The organism is Acidovorax sp. LjRoot66 (assembly GCF_964253305.1).
GTDB lineage: Bacteria > Pseudomonadota > Gammaproteobacteria > Burkholderiales > Burkholderiaceae_C > Acidovorax.
Window position 1 is genome coordinate 6,652,052 of the sequence record NZ_CAXUQU020000001.1, and the last position, 14,328, is coordinate 6,666,379.

Below are 14,328 nucleotides of genomic sequence, written 5' to 3' on the forward strand. Positions count from 1 at the left end.
GGGTGCGAGAGGTGCCCAAGGTATGATCCCCCGTCCCCTTGCTGAAAGCACGCCGCGCGCCCCTCCGGCGCTGTGCGCGTCACCCCCTCCCTGCCCGCTGCTTTCCCATGTCTTTCGGTCTCAACCTTGCCCAGCTCCAGGCTGTCCACTACACCGAGGGGCCCTGCCTCGTGCTGGCGGGTGCAGGGTCGGGCAAGACGCGGGTGATCACCCAGAAGATCGCGCACATGATCGAGCGCGGGCTCGATCCCAAGCGCATCGCCGCCATCACCTTCACGAACAAGGCCGCCTCCGAAATGCGCGAGCGCGCCAAGGGCCTCATCGGCCGGCGTGCCAAGGACGTGCTGATCTGCACCTTCCACGCCCTGGGGGTGCGCATGGTGCGCGAGGACGGCTCGGTGCTGGGCCTCAAGCCCCAGTTCAGCATCATGGATGCCGACGACGTGACCGGCATCCTCAAGGAAGCCGCCGGCGGCACGGTCGACATGGCCACCGCGCGCCAGTGGCAGTGGGTCATCAGCGCCTGGAAGAACAAGGGCCTCACTTCGGAGGAGGCGCTGGCGCAGGCGGCAGACGACAACGAGCGCAGCATCGCCGTGCTGATGGCGCGCTACGAGGAGCGCCTTGCGGCCTACCAGAGCGTGGACTTCGACGACCTGATCGGCATGCCGCTGCGCCTGTTGCGCGACTTTCCCGAGGTGCGCGCCAAGTGGCAGGCGCTGCTGGGCCACGTGCTGGTCGACGAGTACCAGGACACCAATTCCACGCAGTACGAGCTGCTCAAGCTGCTGGTGGGCGAACGCGCCCGCTTTACGGCGGTGGGGGACGATGACCAGTCCATCTACGGCTGGCGCGGCGCCACCCTGGACAACCTGCGCAAGCTGCCCATTGATTTCCCGACCCTGCAGGTCATCAAGCTGGAGCAGAACTACCGCTCCACCAGCGCCATCCTGCGCGCGGCGAACAACGTGATCGGGCCCAACCCCAAGCTGTTTCCAAAGACGCTGTTCAGCGAACTGGGCGAGGGTGAGCCCGTGCGCGTGATCGATGCCGACAGCGAGGAGCACGAGGCCGAGCGCGCCGTGGCGCGCATCATGAGCCTGCGCGCGGCCGCCAACCCGCCGCCGGACTGGAAGCAGTTCGCCATCCTGTACCGCGCCAACCACCAGGCCAAGCCCTTCGAGAAGGCACTACGCCGGCAGAACATCCCCTACAAGGTGTCGGGCGGTACGAGCTTCTTCGACCGCGCCGAGATCAAGGACCTGTGCGCTTGGTTCCGCCTGTGGATCAACAACGACGACGACCCGGCCTTCCTGCGCTCCATCACCAGCCCCAAGCGCGGCATCGGGCACACCACGCTGGGCTCGCTGGGCGAGTTCTCCACCCAGCACAAGCAGAGCATGTTCGCCGCGCTGTTCAACGGCATGCTGCCGGCGGCCGTGCCCAAGCGCGCGCTCGATGGCCTGCACGAGTTCGGCCGCTACATCAACGACCTGGAACACCGCGCCCGGCACACGCACGGCGCCGAGGCCTCGCGTGCCTTCCTGGCCGACTGGCTCAAGGAAATCGGCTACGAGCAGCACCTGTACGACGGCGAGGACAGCGAGACCGTGGCCGCCGCGCGCTGGACCAACGTGCTCGAGTTCTGCGACTGGATGGCCCAGCGCGCCGGCGGCCAGATCGACGACACCTCGGGCACGCCCGTGGCTGCCGAGAGCAAGAGCCTGCTGGAGGTGTCGCAGACCATCGCCCTGTTGTCCACCATCTCGGAGCGCGAGAAGGAGCAGGACATGGTGGTGCTCTCGACCCTGCACGCCTCCAAGGGACTGGAGTGGCCGCACGTGATCCTGGTGGGCGTCACCGAGGGCATGCTGCCCTTCAAGCTCGATGACGACGAGGGCCGCCAGAAGGTGGTTGCCGAAGACACGCAGCAGCGCCTGCAGGAAGAGCGTCGCCTGATGTACGTGGGCATCACCCGTGCCCAGCGCACGCTGGCCGTGAGCTGGACCAAGCGGCGCAAGAAGGGCCGCGAGATGGTGCAGGCCCGCCCCAGCCGCTTCATCGCCGAGATGGGCCTGGACCGCACCACCACGCGCGAGGACCCGCGCGAGAAGCTCAGGGCCCTGCGCGCCGAATTCGCGGCGAAGGCCAAGGCCAGCAGCGACGCCGCATCACCATGAAATGACGCGCCCGCGCAACAGCAGCCTGCATGTCGCGGTCTCCGCCGACAGTCGGCGGCCGCCTGATTCTGGAAGAATGGGCACCGACACGCAACCCAGCGATCTGGCCGGACAAGAACGTCCATGGCCATCGCGGCAATGAAATACCAGGCACATGCAACACGCTCACAGCACCCCTCTCCCGTCCCTTCGCCCCGCCCGAGCGCGCGCCACGGGCATGGCTGCGGCCCACCGCACGGCAGCCCTGGCCCTGGCGGTGCTGGCGCCGGCCGGCGCGGCTTTGGCGCAAGGGGCGCCCGCGCCCTCCATGGCCCCCGGCAGCACCAGCACGGGCGACCAGGCCGCCTGGCGCCGCTGCGCCGCGCTGCCCGACGACAACCAGGCGCGTCTGGCCTGCTTTGACCAATGGGCCGGCCAGCAGGCCTGGCAGTCGCCAGCCGCCACGGCCGAGGCGGCCAACGCCGTGCCGACTCCGGTGGACACCACGCTGCCCGCCACGCGCATCATCGAGGTGGCGCGCACCGAAGGCTGCCGCGACCCGCAGTACAGCGATCTCTCGCGCTTCTGGGAGCTGGAGTCGGGCAGCGACTGCGGCACCTTCAGCTTCCGTGGCTACCGCCCGATCACGGTATCGGTGGCGGCAGGCAGCAACGTGAACCGCATGCCCACGTCGACCGCAGAGGGCAGCTCGGCCACCGAATCCACCCCCTACCGCCGTACCGAGAACCGCATCCAGCTGTCGGTGCGCACCAAGGTGGCGCAGGGCCTGCTCACGCAGGGCCACCCCACGCTCAAGGATTCGATCTGGTTCGGCTACACGCAGCAGTCGTATTGGCAGCTGTTCACGCCCGAGCTGTCGCGCCCCTTCCGCACGACCGATCATGAGCCGGAAATGATGTACGTCTACCCCACCGACGCCAAACTGCCCTTCGGCTGGCGCTGGCGCTACAGCGGCATCGGCCTGGTGCACCAGTCCAACGGCCAGAGCAAGCCGCTGTCGCGCAGCTGGAACCGCGCCTACCTGATGACGGGGCTGGAGCTGGGCAACGACATCAACGTGCGCGCCCGCCTGTGGAAGCGCCTTTCCGAAAGCGCGAGCAGCGACGACAACCCTGGCATCAGCGACTACATGGGCCGTTTGGAACTGGCCGCCTTCTGGAACTACGACAAGGACAACACCCTGGGTGCCACGATGCGCCACTCGCTGGCCAACAGCGACCGGGGCTCGCTGCGGGTGGAATGGCTGCAGACCCTGGGCTCGGGCTTCCTGGGCAGCAAGAGCAACCTGCGCCTGCACACCCAGCTGTTCAGCGGCTATGGCGACAGCATGATCGACTACAACCGCAAGCGCACGGTGTTTAGCGTGGGCCTGAGCCTGGTAGATTTCTAAGCTCCCTCTGAGGCGCGGACGCGCGCTGGTGCGTCCGCCAGAGGCGGCCGCTCTTTAGGCACGTCCAAGTCTGCGCGGGCAGGCTGGGAGCCGCGGCCCTCAGCCCCCAGTGCGGCGGAGCGGCCCGTGCACGTGGGGCAGGCCTTGGCCGCGCGCTTTTGACCATCGGCAGGCGATCTCAATCGCCGGTGAAAGTGGCTCGCCTCAGCCCCTCACAAACCGTTACTCAATTGCGGTCAAGTTTCATTTGCACATGCCGACGGGCCGCGCACAATGGCACGCGCACCGACTGGCATGGCTGCATGCGGACACGTTCCGATAAGAGCGGTTTTCCGGCCCCATTCCCTGCGATTGCCCTGTGGTGCGCCCTCGACAATGACCCCAGAGAGGAATCACCATGGACATGCAATACCAGCTCAAGGCCGGCAGCTACTACCTGTACGACATGCGCGATGAGCCCAGCGCGGTGACGGGTGAACGCAGGTTCAAGCTCAAGACCGATACGGTGGCCATCGCCTTTGATGCGCACACGGGCGAGGTGCACCAGCATGGCAGCCCCACGCGCATCCAGTCCTGGGCCAACAACACGCGCCGCCGTCTGCGCGCGGCCGGGGCGCAGGACATGGCCAACGACATCGTGGTGGTGTCGGGCCCGCTGCCCGTGGATGAGCTCAACAAATGCCTGTGGGTCAACGGCTATGTACGGCGGATGTTCTCGCGCCTGGCCAGCCTGCCCCACGGCAAGCTGCAGCGCACGGCTGAACCATTCCGCAAGGCGGCCTGACGGTCCCCTGCTGCATTCTCTCTGCCACAAGGGCCGCTCACGCGGCCCTTGGCACATGGGGATGTGCTTCAGGTCATGGCATCGGCCGTGCCGTCCTCCTGCTCAGGCTCCCCCTGCAGCGCCACGTCGGCATGCTTGACGATGGTCACGGGCACGGGGCTCGCGTGGGCCACCTCCTGCGACACCGAACCGAGCAGTGCGCTGCTGATGGCACCCTGCCCGCGCGCACCGATGACCACCAAGTCACAGCCGCTGCGCTCGATCATGTCCACCAGGGTGTGTGCCACGTCGCCCACGCCGATGTCGGTTTCGTAGGCAACGCCAGCGGCATCGAGCAGGGCACGGGCTGGGGCCATCAGGTGCTCGCCCGCTTCCAGGCTGGCGGCGGCAATCAGGTCCGCGTCGCGCGCCGTGACCATCTCATACAGGGTGGCGGGCTCCTGCACGTTGGCCAGCACGATGCTGGCCGACAGCCCCTGGCGCACGAGGCCCAGGGCATGGTGCACGCCGTCCAGGGAGAGGTCCGAGCCGTCCACGGCAATCAGGATCTTGAACATGGGGTTCTCCTTCCGTTGGTATGGGGTTCAGTGTACCGACACAGGGGCCTGACGGCACCCATGGCCTCATGCACCGCACGGTCTGGGACAATGCGGCCCATGCTGAAGTTTGACCTCCTCACCACCGACCCCGCCAGCCACGCGCGCCGGGGCACGCTCACGCTCAACCACGGCGTGGTGCAAACGCCGATCTTCATGCCCGTGGGCACCTATGGCACCGTCAAGGGCGTGATGCCGCAGAGCCTGCACGACATGGGCGCGCAGATCATCCTCGGGAACACCTTCCACCTGTGGATGCGCCCGGGGCTCGACGTGATGGAGAGATTTGGCGGCTTGCACGGCTTCGAGCAGTGGAACAAGCCCATCCTCACCGATTCGGGCGGTTTCCAGGTCTGGAGCCTGGGCGCCATGCGCAAGATCACCGAGGAGGGCGTGACCTTCGCGAGCCCCGTGAACGGCGACAAGCTGTTCATGTCGCCCGAGGTGAGCATGCAGATCCAGACCACGCTCAACAGCGACATCGTGATGCAGCTCGACGAGTGCACGCCCTACGAGACCAAGGGCCACCTGACGAGCGAGCGCGAGGCGCGCCAGTCCATGGAGATGAGCCTGCGCTGGGCCAAGCGCAGCCAGGACGAGTTCCACCGGCTGAACAACCCCAACGCCCTGTTCGGCATCGTGCAGGGCGGCATGTACGAGAACCTGCGCGCCGAGTCGCTCGCGTGCCTGGTGGAGATGGACTTCCCCGGCTACGCCGTGGGCGGCGTCTCCGTGGGCGAGCCCAAGGACGAGATGCTGCGCATCATGGCGCACACCCCGCACCTGCTGCCGGCCCACAAGCCGCGCTACCTGATGGGGGTGGGCACACCCGAGGACCTGGTGGAGGGCGTAGCCCAGGGCGTGGACATGTTCGACTGCGTGATGCCCACGCGCAATGCGCGCAACGGCACCATGTTCACGCGCTATGGCGACCTCAAGATCCGCAACGCCCGCCACAAGAGTGACCACCAGCCCCTGGACACCAGTTGCACCTGCCACGCCTGCGCGGGCAAGAGCGGCATCTCGTGGGAGGCAGGCGGGCGCGAGGGCTTCAGCCGCGCCTACCAGCACCACCTGGACCGCTGCGGCGAGATGCTGGGCCCCATGCTCACCAGCATCCACAACCTGCACTACTACCTGAACCTGATGCGCGAGGTGCGCGAGGCGCTGGACGCGGGCACCTTAGCCCAGTTCCGCGCACAGTTCAAGGCCGACCGGGCGCGCGGCGTCTGACCTGACCTGGTCCCGTCCACCGTGCCACCCATCCTGCGCAAGCTGTTGCTGTGGCCGTTGCGCCTGATCGCAGGCCTGGCCGGCTGGCTGCTGGCGCTGGTCATCGTCTTCGAGGAATGGGGCTGGGAGCCGCTGCAGCGCGTGCTGGCGCGCATCGGCCGCTGGCCCGGGCTGCGCTGGATCGAGGGGGCCGTGCGCAGCCTGCCGCCCTGGGGCGCAGTGCTGGTGTTCGCCCTGCCCTCGCTGATGCTGCTGCCCATCAAGCTGCTGGCGCTGTGGACCATCGGCCAGGGGCATGTGCTGCTGGGCATGCTCATCATCGTGGCCGCCAAGCTGGTGGGCACGGCCGTGCTGGCGCGCCTGTTCACACTCACCCAGCCAGCCCTGCTGCAACTGCGCTGGTTTGCCTGGCTGTATGGCCACTGGACGCGCATCAAGGCCGTGCTGCTGGCCCGTGTACGTGCTTCCTGGCCCTGGCGCGTGGGCCGCGTGCTCAAGCGCCAATGGCGCCAGCGGTGGCAAGCATGGCGCGCCAGGTAGCCCGCAGCCACGTTCGGCCCGCCGGGAACCTACCCGCGCTGAAAGCGCAGCGGCCAGAGCAGCGTCACGGTGCCCCTCGATAATCGGCGCGACACCTCTGCGCACACGACTCCATGGACTTCCAGCTCGACCTGGCCACCGTTCTCCTTCTCTACAACACCTCTCTCATCGCCGGTGCCCTGAGCATCTTTCACATTCGCCGCCACTCGTGCCGACCGCAGGGCCTGGCGCCTCTGGCTACGGCCTAACTGATGCTGGCGGTGGGGGCGATCCTGGCCTGGCGCGGCGAGAGCGCAGCCCTGCCGATGTGGATGTGGACCCATGGCAGCCTGCTGCTGGGCACCGGCGGGTACGCCCTTTTCTGGGCGGGGGTGCGCGGCTTCAGCGGCCGCAGGCGGGTGCCCTGGCGGGCCGTGGTGCTGCTGCCGCTGGCATGTCTGGTGGCGGGCATTGCCACGGGCTTTCCCCTGCAGAACCTGCTGCGCGCAGGCGCCTTCCACGCCACGGCCACACTGGTGCTGGCCGCCTGCACATTCGAGATACTGTGCGACCGCCGCAGCGAGCCCCTGCCTTCACGTATGCTGATGGCCGCCTTTCTGGGGCTGAGCGGCAGCATCTATGCCTTGCGGCTCGCCTACATCCTCAGCGGCACGGCAGGCTCCACCGGCTTTGCCTGGGCGTTCTCCGTGCAGATGTTCTGCCACTTCGGCATGGCACTCATGGTGGCCGCACTGTCCAATGAACGCGCCGAGATCCGGCTGGAGCAGGCGGCCCACACCGACCCGCTGACCGGAACCGGCAACCGGCGCTGGCTGGAATCGCGGCTGCCCGCCCGGCTGCCGCCCCAAAGCGCCGTCGCCCAGCTGGACCTCGACCACTTCAAGCAGATCAATGACCGCTTCGGCCATGCCGTGGGTGACCGGGTGCTTGTGGAGTTTGCCCGGTGCCTGCAAGGGCAGTTGCGCAGCTCGGACCTGCTGGCGCGCATGGGAGGCGAGGAGTTCGTGGTCTACCTGCCGGCGGTGACGCAGGCGGAGGCCCAGGCGATTGCCGAGCGGCTGTGCGCCCAAGTCGCCCTGCTGCGCATCGAGGCACAGGGATCGCCGATTTCCGTCACGGTGAGCATAGGCCTGGCCTGGGTGCATGACACAGGCATCTCCGCGGACACATGGTTCAAAAGAGCTGACGATGCCCTGTACCAGGCCAAGCAATCGGGGCGCAACCAAGTCGTTCTGGCGGCAGGCACTGCCGCGCAGGCGGCCTGAGCGCCTGGAAATGTCCCACCCGGACACAATCTTCCACAGTTGTCGGCAGTGTTTGCTGCCGAGCCCCCTGGGGCGCTGAGAGATTTCGCGGCTACAGTGGGTCCAAATCGCCTTGGGCGCCCTGAACTTCAACGCATGCCGTCTTTGCTTCGTCCCCCTTCACCCGGCACCGCCGCTGGCCCGCTGACGGGCTGGGGCCTGTGCGCAGGCATCGGCCTGCTGGTTTTTGCTGCGTCGCTGTTGGGCATCGTGACCCGGCCCCTGGGGTTCATGGCCGCCTTCTGGCCCGCCAATGCCCTGCTGCTGGGTTTGCTGGTGCGCTACCCACGCCTGGCGGCATCGGGCACCTGGGCTGCAGCCGCCCTGGGCTATGTGGCCGCGGACCTGGTGACCGGCACCGCCTCCCTGGCAACGCTGTGGCTGGCCAGCGCCAATCTTTGCGGCGTGGCCATGGGCTGGTGGCTGTTCGGCCAGGTGCCGGTGGCCACGCGCTTCCTCAAGCGGCAGATGTCGGCGGTGCTGATGTTCGGCATCTGCGTGGCCAGCAGTGCGGCGGCGGCGCTGGCGGGTTCGGGCACGGGCCCGCTGCTGTTCAACACCACTTGGCTGACGGCCCTGGGCATGTGGTTCTGCACGGAGCTGGTCAACAGTGTGCTGATCCTCCCGGTGATCCTCAGCCTGCCGACCCCGCAGGAGGCGCGGCGCACGCTCAAGAAGCGCCGCTGGTCCCGGCGCCGCTGGAAGTACGCGGCGCCCCTGCTCGCGCTGGCTGCCAGCGAGGCGGCGGCGATCGCCATTGGCGGCCCCGGGGCGCTGGCGTTTCCGGTGCCGGCGCTGCTCTGGTGCGCCCTCACTTACGGCGTGTTTGCCACCAGCGTGCTGTCCATGCTGACCTGCTTCGGCCTGGCGATCGCGGCCGGCGCGGGCATGCTGGAGCTGGCGTTCGCGCCCAACCAGGCCTGGGCAGTGTTCTCGCTGCGCGTGGGGATCTCCTTGCTGGGGCTGGGCCCGCTTTCAGTGGCCACGGCCAAGGCGGCGAGCGTCGAGGCCATGCGCCGCCTGCACCGCGTGGCCAGCCACGACTTTTTGACCGACGCCCTGGCGCGCCGCGCCTTCATGGCCCAGGGCAGCAAGCTGCTGGCCCGCCTGGCGCGCGAGCGCAGCAGCGTGGCCGTGCTGATGCTGGACCTGGACCACTTCAAGCGCGTGAACGACACCCATGGCCATGCGCAGGGCGACAAGGTACTGCATGGCTTTGCCGCCACGGTCAGCGAGGCGCTGCGGCCCGGTGACCTGTTCGGCCGGCTGGGTGGCGAGGAGTTCGCCGTGGTGCTGCCGCGCATCCGCCAGGCCGATGCCATGGCGGTGGCCCGGCGCCTGTGCAAGCAGGTACGCAACCATCCGTTCGCCGTGCCGGGGCAGCGCGACCCGCTGCGCGCCACGGTCAGTATCGGCCTGGTGGTGTGCACCGCGGTGTCTCTGCAGGACTCGCTGGGCGCGCTGATGTCCGATGCCGATGCCGCGCTCTATGAAGCCAAGGCAGCCGGCCGTGACCGCGTGCAGCTGTATGAGCCCCGGCAGGCGCCGGGGCGCTGAAGGGGATCAGGACACGCCGCCGGGCCCTGCAGGTATGGCAGGCGTGGACGCGATCACGGGCAGGATCTGCGGTGCCGGAGCGCCGCTCGCACCGGTTCCACAGGCGTGGCAAAAGCGGGCGAATGCGCTCTTGCGGGTGGTGCATACGCCGCAGTGGTCGAACAGGCCGATGCCGCAGTGCGGGCAGAAGTCGATCTTCTCGTTCTTGAGGTCCACCGGCCGCTCGCAGCCGGGGCACACGCTCTTGGCAAGGCGTGCCAGGGCCACGTCGTAGCTCAGCTCCTTGCGGCGCTCCTGGTCGGGCAGGGCCTCGGCGAGCTTTTGCCGCTCCAGGTAGCGGTTGAGGGCCACGATGGCATAGCGCCCCACCAGCACCGTGATGCCGATGCCCACCACGTAGCGCACATAGCCACCGTAGCTGGGCAGGTAGGGCACCAGCTCCACAAAGAAGGCGAACAGCGCGAAGAAGATGAAGCCCCAGACGAAGGGCCAGTAGGTGCCCTTGCGCTTCTTGACGAACAGCCAGCCCGCAATGGCCAAGAGCGGCAGCGTGAGCGCCAGCCGGTACAGGAAGACGCGCAGCTCGAGCTTGCGCTGCTCGACGGACATGCGTGCATAGCCCTCGGACTCCATCTCGCTCTGGCGCTGCTGCGCGGCAGTGGCGCCCTGGTGCGCATCGAGCGAGGCCTGCTGCTGCGCCTCGACCGCCTGCTGGGTCTTGCGCTCTGCGAGCTTGAGCACGTCGAGCCGCTGCGTGCGCGCGATCACCTCGGGGTCCTGGTCGGCGCGCTGCGTGGCGCTGCGCGTGGCCAGCCAGTTGTTGAAGGTCTCGCGCTCGGCCGCGCTTTCGCTGCGCGCCTTGCTGCGCTGCAGCTGGGCCTGCTGCAGCGCGGTCTCGGCGTCTTCCTCGGCCTTCTGCGCCGTGCGCACCTCGTTGCGCACCGCGTCGAAGGCGGCCTTGTCGACGAAGTCCTCGACCTGCAGGCGCTTTTCGACCTGGGGAAGGTCACCGACGAGGGTGCCGCCCAGCCCGATCAGGAAGCCCGCGAAGACGAAGGCCACCAGCCACAGGCCACGGCGGAACCATTTTTCGGACAGGCGCAGCGATTTGCTCATGGGCACATCTCCCTTGTGTTGGTGGCAGTCAAAGGCATCTGGCGTGCAGACGCAGTCTCACGGAAACTTCAGTTCTTGAGCACCAGGGTGGCCGGCGCCGAGCCCAGCTGCGCACGCTGCAGCCACGCCAGCATCGAATCGACGGTCACGGTCTCGATGCGGTCCGAGTAGCGCTTGTCGTTGGGATGGTCGTCGAACGCGATGTTCGCCGAGCCCACGCGCCCGCCCATGCGGGTGAGCGGCCCGATCTTGAGCGTGGTGGGCTCGTAGCCCTTGAACTTGAGCCAGGCCTGCGCCTGCTCGCGCGAGTTCACCGAGGTCGGCTCCATGGCGGCGGCCAGTGTCTCCAGCGCCCACTGGTTGGACTGCTGGTACTTGGTGCCCCAGGCGTAGCTGACCATGCTGTAGGCAGGCTGGTTCATGACCTTGGTGCGGCCCTTGTCCTGCAGCAGCACGAACAGGCGCTGCTGCACCTCGGGGCTGGGCACGGCCCATACGGCTTCGTAGCGCCACAGGTCATCGAGGAAGAACTCGCCCAGGCCCTGGCGGTAGACATGGCCCACGGCGGTGCCGCATTCGTTGAGCTTGTGCGCCACGCGCCAGGGGCCCTCGGGCGTCTTGTAGGCCCAGCCCAGGTGCGAGTAGCGCACTCCGTACTTGCCCAGGTCCTGGCCGGCGCGGCCCAGCATCACGACCTGGGCGCCCGTGGCGTCCAGCGCCTGGGAGGTGCGCTCGGCCAACTGCATGCCGCGCTCCACGCTCTTGGCCGGTGGCGGCTTCTGGGCTTCGCACGAGCGGCCTGCATGGGCCTGGGTGGCCGTGAACACGGCGGCCCCGGCAATGAGGGCTGCGCCCATGGCCCAGCGCATGGTCACGCGGCGCAAGGCGCTGCTGCTGCGGCGCGACGCGGGCTGCAGCGGCAACTGGATGGGCATCTGGATGGCGCGATGGAGGTTGGTTTGCATGGCGGCGGACCTCATCACAGGCGCTCGTTGTACAGCAGCGCGCGGCCGATGGCATTGGGTACGAAGGCCAGGGCCTCGCCGGCCACCGACAGCACCACACCCGAGCCGATCACCGTGCAGACCACGACCGTGCCGACGGCATGGGCCGAGGCGCCAACACCTTTGCCCACCACTTCGACGCTGACGCGGGCGCCGTCCGAGGCGCGCTCCAGCACGTACACCGTGCCGACGGCCGAAACTTCCACGGCCCGCACCGCCAGCACGGCACCGCCGACCGACAGGGCCGCAGGCAAGGCCACGATGGCACCGGCAGCCGCCGAGCCGACCGAAGCCGTGCCCACGACGGAGGCCACGGGCAGCAGCGACAGAGCGGCCGAAGCCTCGCTCTGCGCACGGGCGGGCAGGCTGGCCATGGCCGTGAGGAAGCTGGCGGCCAGCAGCATGCGGGCCAGGGTGCGTTGCAAGGTCTTGTTCATCATGATGGATCACTCCTTCGGGTGGGGTGGGCCCGGCGCACACAGGCGACGGGCCAGGGATTCAAAAACCGGCGGCGCGGCTCAGCCGTTGTTGCCGGGCGCAACCTGGGCAGCTTCACGGCGGCCTTGCAGGCGGGCATCGAGCAGGTCGGCCTCGTGGCGGTCGCGCAGCATCTTGGCCAGCGTGAAAGCGGTGGTGATCAGGTACAGCCAGCTCACACCGAGGAAGGCCTTGTAGGTCTGGTTGACCTCCATGCTGAACAGGCCCCAGCCCGTCAGGCCCATGGCGACAGCAAAGCCGCCCCACACCACCAGCTTCCACATGGGGGTGTCGCCAGCGCCACGGCGGCCAGCGCTTTCGTTGTCCCGCACGAACTTGGCCAGCACGAAGGCGGCCGAGAGGCAGAACACATAGCCCATCACCATGAACGCGCGCTCCAGCTGTTCTCCGGGCAGCCAGGCCAGGCCGACTGCGCACAGGAACACGGCAATGCCGAACGAGATCCAGACCTGGAGCTGCCAGGCACGGGTGTCACGCTGAACGACGAAAGGAGATGCTGACATATAGGCGGGTGGCCCTGGGGCCTTGGTTGAACACGGAACGAATAGTGGCAAAGCCCCATCCGGCTGTCCGCATTGAACCACCACAGTGGCATTGCGCAGGCTGCCGGGTATCGTTTTCCGGTACTTGGTCACACTTTGACACCCTTATCCGATCCGAAAGTTGCGTGCTGGAGCGTGCGCGGCAGAAGGCATCGAAGCGAAACGCCCGAAATCCGAGGATCGCTGGGTAGTACCGACAAGCCCAGGGTGGCCACCTGGGCGCCGGAGGTGATACCGGGCGAGACCGGTTCATCGGGCGTTGCAGCCGATGCTCCTTCTGCCGCGCACGCTCCTGGTCACCCACCGAAGCGCATGGGCGACAGCCGATGCCTTCCCCGTCTTCGACAATCCCGCCGATCACGGGCCCACCCCGTACCCCCCGAATTTCCAGGAGCCCCCATGACCAAACCCTTTGACATCGTCGTCCACGGCGCCACCGGCTTCACCGGCCGGCTGGTGGTGGAGTACCTGCTGCAGCGCTACCCCGCCGGCAGCGGCCTGCGCTGGGCCATGGGCGGGCGCAGCGCCGACAAGCTGGCCGCCGTGCGCGACGAGCTGGGCGCCCCGGCCGATACGCCCCTGGTGGTGACCGACAGTGCCAGCATGGAAAGCCTTCAGGCGCTGATGGCGCAGACCCGCCTGGTGCTGACCACCGTGGGCCCCTACCAGCTGTACGGCAACGAACTGGTGGCCGCCTGCGCTGCGGCCGGCGTGGACTATGTGGACCTGTGCGGCGAGCCCGCCTGGATGCGCCACATGATCGACGCGCACGAGGCCACGGCCCAGGCCAGCGGCGCACGCATCGTGTTCTCGTGCGGCTTCGACTCGATCCCGTTCGACCTGGGGGTGTTCGTGCTGCAGCGCGAAATGAAGGCACGCTTCGGCCACCCCGCCAACCGCGTGCGCGGCCGGGTGCGCAAGATGAAGGGCACCTTCTCGGGCGGCACGGCAGCGAGCCTGAAGGCCACCATGGCCGCCTCGGCCGCCGACCCCAAGGTGCTGGATCTGCTCAAGAACCCGTTCTCGCTCACGCCGGGCTTCGAGGGACCGCGCCAGCCCACGGGCCACAAGCCCATGTTGGACGAAGCCCTGGGCATGTGGGTGGCCCCGTTCGTGATGGCCGCCATCAACACGCGCAATGTGCACCGCTCCAACTTCCTGCTGCAGCATGCCTGGGGCACGGATTTCGTCTACGACGAGATGCTGGTCACCGGCCCCGGAGAGAAGGGCGAGGCCTTGGCCAATGCCGTGGCGGGCGACAAGTCCATGGGTTCGGACAAGGGGCCCAAGCCGGGCGAAGGCCCATCGCGCGAGGAGCGCGAGGCGGGCTTCTACGACGTGCTGTTCCTCGGCGATGACGGCCAGGGCAACACCCTGCGCGTGGGCGTCAAGGGCGACCGCGACCCGGGCTATGGCTCCACCTCGAAGATGATCGCCGAGGCCGCGGTCTGCCTGCTTCAGGAAGCCACCGGCACTCCCGGCGGCATCTGGACCACTGCACCCGCTATGGGCGAGCCGCTGGTGGCGCGCCTGCAGGCAAATGCCGGGCTGACGTTCGCCGTCGAGACGGTTTGATCCCCGCTG

General features: G+C 68.2%; 13 protein-coding genes. 8 read left to right on the top strand and 5 right to left on the bottom strand.

All coding sequences use genetic code 11. The annotated features are described in order from the left end of the window. Positions 1-107: 107 nt before the first annotated feature. The 3 genes from ACSQ3Y_RS31170 to ACSQ3Y_RS31180 all read left to right on the top strand — a co-directional run bounded on the left by ACSQ3Y_RS31170 (position 108) and on the right by ACSQ3Y_RS31180 (position 4,354). Entirely contained in the window at positions 108-2,180 is a 2,073-nt protein-coding gene (locus tag ACSQ3Y_RS31170) for an ATP-dependent helicase (protein WP_057204012.1), read from the top strand. A 217-nt stretch (positions 2,181-2,397) separates the two neighbouring features. Then, positions 2,398-3,570, top strand: coding sequence for a phospholipase A (locus tag ACSQ3Y_RS31175; RefSeq protein WP_057204011.1), 1,173 nt, complete (start codon positions 2,398-2,400; stop codon positions 3,568-3,570). Positions 3,571-3,967: 397 nt separating this feature from the next. Continuing rightward, on the top strand, positions 3,968-4,354 hold the full coding sequence (locus ACSQ3Y_RS31180) for a hypothetical protein (protein WP_057204010.1): 387 nt from the start codon (positions 3,968-3,970) through the stop codon (positions 4,352-4,354). 68 nt (positions 4,355-4,422) lie between these two features. Here ACSQ3Y_RS31180 and ACSQ3Y_RS31185 read toward each other — a convergent pair whose 3' ends face one another. Next, positions 4,423-4,911, bottom strand: coding sequence for a universal stress protein (locus ACSQ3Y_RS31185; RefSeq protein ID WP_057204009.1), 489 nt, complete (start codon positions 4,909-4,911; stop codon positions 4,423-4,425). A gap of 99 nt (positions 4,912-5,010) precedes the next feature. On the opposite strand from ACSQ3Y_RS31185, the gene tgt reads away from it, so the two are divergent. The 4 genes from tgt (at position 5,011) to ACSQ3Y_RS31205 (ending at position 9,584) form a co-directional block, all read left to right on the top strand. Further along, positions 5,011-6,183, top strand: a complete 1,173-nt coding sequence (gene tgt / locus ACSQ3Y_RS31190; protein WP_436179953.1) for a tRNA guanosine(34) transglycosylase Tgt — start codon at positions 5,011-5,013, stop codon at positions 6,181-6,183. A 21-nt stretch (positions 6,184-6,204) separates the two neighbouring features. Continuing rightward, on the top strand, positions 6,205-6,723 hold the full coding sequence (locus ACSQ3Y_RS31195; RefSeq protein ID WP_235516196.1) for a hypothetical protein: 519 nt from the start codon (positions 6,205-6,207) through the stop codon (positions 6,721-6,723). Between the two features lie 251 nt (positions 6,724-6,974). Beyond that, positions 6,975-7,988, top strand: a complete 1,014-nt coding sequence (locus tag ACSQ3Y_RS31200) for a GGDEF domain-containing protein (RefSeq protein WP_436179954.1) — start codon at positions 6,975-6,977, stop codon at positions 7,986-7,988. A gap of 135 nt (positions 7,989-8,123) precedes the next feature. After that, a complete protein-coding gene (locus tag ACSQ3Y_RS31205) occupies positions 8,124-9,584 on the top strand; it encodes a diguanylate cyclase (protein WP_436179955.1) in 1,461 nt (486 codons plus the stop codon). Between the two features lie 6 nt (positions 9,585-9,590). On the opposite strand, the gene ACSQ3Y_RS31210 is transcribed toward ACSQ3Y_RS31205, so the two are convergent. From ACSQ3Y_RS31210 to ACSQ3Y_RS31225, 4 genes are all read right to left on the bottom strand, one after another. Then, positions 9,591-10,700, bottom strand: coding sequence for a serine endopeptidase (locus ACSQ3Y_RS31210; RefSeq protein WP_428003305.1), 1,110 nt, complete (start codon positions 10,698-10,700; stop codon positions 9,591-9,593). Positions 10,701-10,768: 68 nt separating this feature from the next. Next, a complete protein-coding gene (locus ACSQ3Y_RS31215; RefSeq protein WP_428003772.1) occupies positions 10,769-11,557 on the bottom strand; it encodes a DUF2145 domain-containing protein in 789 nt (262 codons plus the stop codon). Between the two features lie 122 nt (positions 11,558-11,679). Next, positions 11,680-12,144, bottom strand: a complete 465-nt coding sequence (locus ACSQ3Y_RS31220) for a hypothetical protein (RefSeq protein ID WP_428003304.1) — start codon at positions 12,142-12,144, stop codon at positions 11,680-11,682. A gap of 78 nt (positions 12,145-12,222) precedes the next feature. Beyond that, on the bottom strand, positions 12,223-12,705 hold the full coding sequence (locus ACSQ3Y_RS31225) for a YiaA/YiaB family inner membrane protein (RefSeq protein WP_057204004.1): 483 nt from the start codon (positions 12,703-12,705) through the stop codon (positions 12,223-12,225). Positions 12,706-13,143: 438 nt separating this feature from the next. On the opposite strand from ACSQ3Y_RS31225, the gene ACSQ3Y_RS31230 reads away from it, so the two are divergent. After that, a complete protein-coding gene (locus tag ACSQ3Y_RS31230; RefSeq protein ID WP_436179956.1) occupies positions 13,144-14,319 on the top strand; it encodes a saccharopine dehydrogenase family protein in 1,176 nt (391 codons plus the stop codon). Positions 14,320-14,328: the final 9 nt, after the last annotated feature.